At 46.5% G+C, this 3,198-nt stretch carries 4 protein-coding genes; all 4 read left to right on the top strand.

Annotation, left to right across the window (positions count from 1 at the left end; translation table 11 throughout):
- A partial coding sequence (gene ybeY, locus SHEWPOL2_RS22595) for an rRNA maturation RNase YbeY (protein WP_083848358.1) occupies positions 1-154 on the top strand: 154 nt, incomplete at its 5' end.
- A 39-nt stretch (positions 155-193) separates the two neighbouring features.
- The gene (gene corC, locus SHEWPOL2_RS21795) at positions 194-1,069 is read left to right on the top strand and encodes a CNNM family magnesium/cobalt transport protein CorC (protein WP_037415189.1); all 876 of its coding nucleotides are present in this window, start codon (positions 194-196) and stop codon (positions 1,067-1,069) included.
- 42 nt (positions 1,070-1,111) lie between these two features.
- Positions 1,112-2,680, top strand: coding sequence for an apolipoprotein N-acyltransferase (gene lnt, locus SHEWPOL2_RS21790; RefSeq protein WP_037431689.1), 1,569 nt, complete (start codon positions 1,112-1,114; stop codon positions 2,678-2,680).
- Complete coding sequence (locus tag SHEWPOL2_RS21785) at positions 2,677-3,171, top strand: prepilin-type N-terminal cleavage/methylation domain-containing protein (protein WP_037431688.1); 495 nt, start codon at positions 2,677-2,679, stop codon at positions 3,169-3,171. The genes lnt and SHEWPOL2_RS21785 overlap by 4 nt, the downstream gene beginning before the upstream one ends.
- Positions 3,172-3,198 lie beyond the last annotated feature (27 nt).

Here is a 3,198-nt window from a genome sequence, read left to right as displayed (position 1 = left end):
CCTAGAAGCCCATTGGGCACACATGGTTGTACATGGTTGCCTGCATCTGCTAGGTTATGATCACATTGAAGACGAAGAAGCCGAAGAGATGGAGTCATTAGAGACTCAACTCATTGAAAGCTTAGGTTTTACTGACCCATATAAGGAACAATAATTAACTGAGATACTCTCTATCAAGGTTAATGAGAAAACTATGAGTGACGATATCCCCCCGAGTACGAGCGCCCAAAAGAAAAGCTGGTTTGACAGAGTAAGTCAGTTATTTCAGGGCGAACCTCAAAATCGCGAAGACTTAGTTGATGTAATTGATGGCGCAGAACAGCGCGAACTGATATCAGAAGACACCCGCGAAATGATTAAAGGTGTATTGGAAGTTTCCGATATGCGTGTTCGGGACATTATGATCCCACGAGCTCAAATTGTCGCGATTCAAATCGACAATACCGTTGAAGAGTTGCTCGCAACTGTTATCGGTTCAGGCCATTCTCGCTTCCCTGTGGTTAACGAAGACAAAGACCATATCGAAGGCATTTTACTGGCTAAAGATTTGATCCCTTATGGTTTCTCAAACAGTGAAGAACCCTTTTCCCTTGAGCGCGTGATCCGCCCAGCGGTTGTTGTGCCAGAGAGTAAACGCGTCGATGTGTTACTCAAAGAATTCCGCTCCCAGCGTTACCATATGGCGATTGTCGTCGATGAATACGGTGGCGTCTCCGGTCTGGTAACTATTGAAGATATTCTCGAAGAAATCGTCGGTGAGATTGAAGATGAATTCGATCACGATAGCCCTGAAGACACCGAAATCCGTAAAGTCGGCAATACTGTCTACATGGTGAAGGCGCTTACGCCTATCGAAGATTTTAACGAAGAATTCAACACCCATTTCAGCGATGAAGAGTTTGATACCGTTGGTGGCTTGGTGTCCCATGCCTTTGGCCACTTGCCGGAGCGCAATGAGAGCATCATGATCGAAGGTATTGAATTTAAAGTTATCAACGCCGATACCCGACGTTTAATCCAACTCAGAGTAAAACTCCCCGATCCCAATATCGGTGAAGACGTAGAATAACCCTCTGCGTAAGAATAACTCTCCTTGTAAGAAGAATGATCCGTGCTAACTAACATTCGGGCTTTTGCCCAACAAAAGTCTCGATTGAGTGCGTTACGCCTCGTACTGGCGTTTATTTTAGGCGCCAGTACAGCGCTTTCCTTTGCCCCGTATTCCTTCTGGATCATCTATCCTATCGCCATGGCGTTAGCCCTTTGGCAGAGTGAATCCTTAAGCCCTAAAGCGAGCTTTTTCCATTGGTTAAGCTTTGGTTTTGGCTGTTTTGCCGTTGGTATCAGTTGGGTGCATGTCAGTATGGACACCTTCGGTGGCCTCCCCTTAGCCGCTTCAGTAGGGCTAATGGCGCTGTTAGCACTCTATTTAGCCCTCTATCCGGCCTTAACGGGTCTCGGTTTAGCGTGGTTGACTCGCACTAATACTCCCTCGCTATGGCGTAACCTGTTCTTCTTCCCCGCACTTTGGGTCTTAACCGAATGGGCCAGAGGCTGGGTTTTGACAGGTTTCCCTTGGATTTGGGCCGGCTATTCCCAAACTGAAGGCCCATTAAAGGAATTGGCGAGTATCATTGGCGCCTTAGGATTAAGTTTCATTATCGCCATGGTTGCGGGCGCATTGGCCTTGTGTTTTAGCAAGCGCTACAAAAGCCTGTTGATATTACTGCCCATCATCACAGCCGCGACTTGGGTCGCGCCTAAGCTTTCACAAATTAAGCCGACAGGCGAGTCGGTCAAGGTCGCGCTTGTGCAAGGCAATATTCCGCAAAGTATGAAATGGGAACCCGATGCACTCTGGCCAACCCTGTTGAAATACATGGATTTGTCCCGTGAACACTTTGATGCTGACATTATTGTCTGGCCAGAGGCAGCAATCCCAGCGCCAGAATCTATGGTGCAAGACTTTTTGGATAATGCCAATAAAGTGGCCAACCTTAACCACACCTCCATCATTACTGGCATTATCAGTCGTCAACATGACGATTTTTATAATTCACTGATTGTATTAGGTAACCATAATCTGAAACAGCAAGATAGCCCAGATTATGAAAGCGATGGCAGCAATCAGTTTAAAAAGCACCATCTGTTGCCAATTGGTGAGTTTGTGCCCTTAGAAGCACTGCTGCGGCCGATTGCGCCTTTCTTTAATCTGCCCATGTCCTCTTTTGCGCGAGGCGACTATCAACAGCCAAATTTGAGCGCGGTAGGCCATAAAATTGCACCGGCAATTTGTTATGAAATAGCCTTCCCTGAACAATTGCGTGACAGCGTTAATCTCGGGACGGATCTGCTGTTAACCGTCTCCAACGATGCCTGGTTTGGCACCTCAAATGGTCCATTACAACATATGGAAATTGCTCAAATGCGCGCCATTGAGTTAGGTCGTCCTCTGGTACGCGCCACCAATAATGGTGTAACCGCCGTTGTTGATGAGCATGGCAATATCACAGCTTCTCTGCCGCAATTTGAAACGGGTGTATTGCGAGCCACAATTCCACTGGTTACAGGCCAAACTTGGTTTGCTAAAATCGGCCAAACACCACTGTTAGCCTTATGTGGAGTACTGCTGTTACTCGGTTTTATCCGTCGTCAAAAGCAGCAACAGAATTTGAAATGATTAATCAGAAACGCACTCAAGGTTTTACCTTAATCGAACTCGTGGTCGTTATCATAGTGCTCGGGATTTTAGCGGTTATCGCCGCGCCGAAATTTATCGGCCTGAGCAAAGAGGCGCGGGAAAAAAGTCTGCTGCAACTCCATGCCAGTGTAAAAGCCGCAAATACCTTAGCCTATTCCAAGACCCAAATGCCCAGCTTACAGAGTCAAGCCGTCGCAGGCCGTGATGATATTATTGACATCGACCTTAATGGTGATGGTGTGGCAGAAACCCGCCTCAAGTGGGGTTATCTGGACAATACCGATATCGAAAAATGGATAGAGAAAGATGATAAACTCGTCATTCAATATCAAGGTATTGATATTACATATATTGGCTACGACTTGGATGCTAATACCTTAGTCAACGATGACCAATGTTATTTCCGCTATACCCAAGCAGCCGATGCCAACACACCACCGCTTTACGATATCAATGTCCAAGGCTGTTGATGGCTAGTAAAGAATCCACCTTCTAAA

The organism is Shewanella sp. POL2 (genome assembly GCF_000282755.1).
In the GTDB taxonomy this organism is placed as follows: Bacteria; Pseudomonadota; Gammaproteobacteria; order Enterobacterales; family Shewanellaceae; genus Shewanella; species Shewanella xiamenensis.
The sequence above is the reverse complement of the archived record's forward strand: the minus strand, read 5'-3'. Positions and strand labels throughout refer to the sequence as shown.

What these genes read in the sequence shown, in the direction of transcription:
- corC (WP_037415189.1), top strand. Translation starts at nt 194, where the DNA reads ATGAGTGACGATATCCCCCCGAGTACGAGCGCCCAAAAGAAAAGCTGG.
- SHEWPOL2_RS21785 (WP_037431688.1), top strand. Translation starts at nt 2,677, where the DNA reads ATGATTAATCAGAAACGCACTCAAGGTTTTACCTTAATCGAACTCGTG.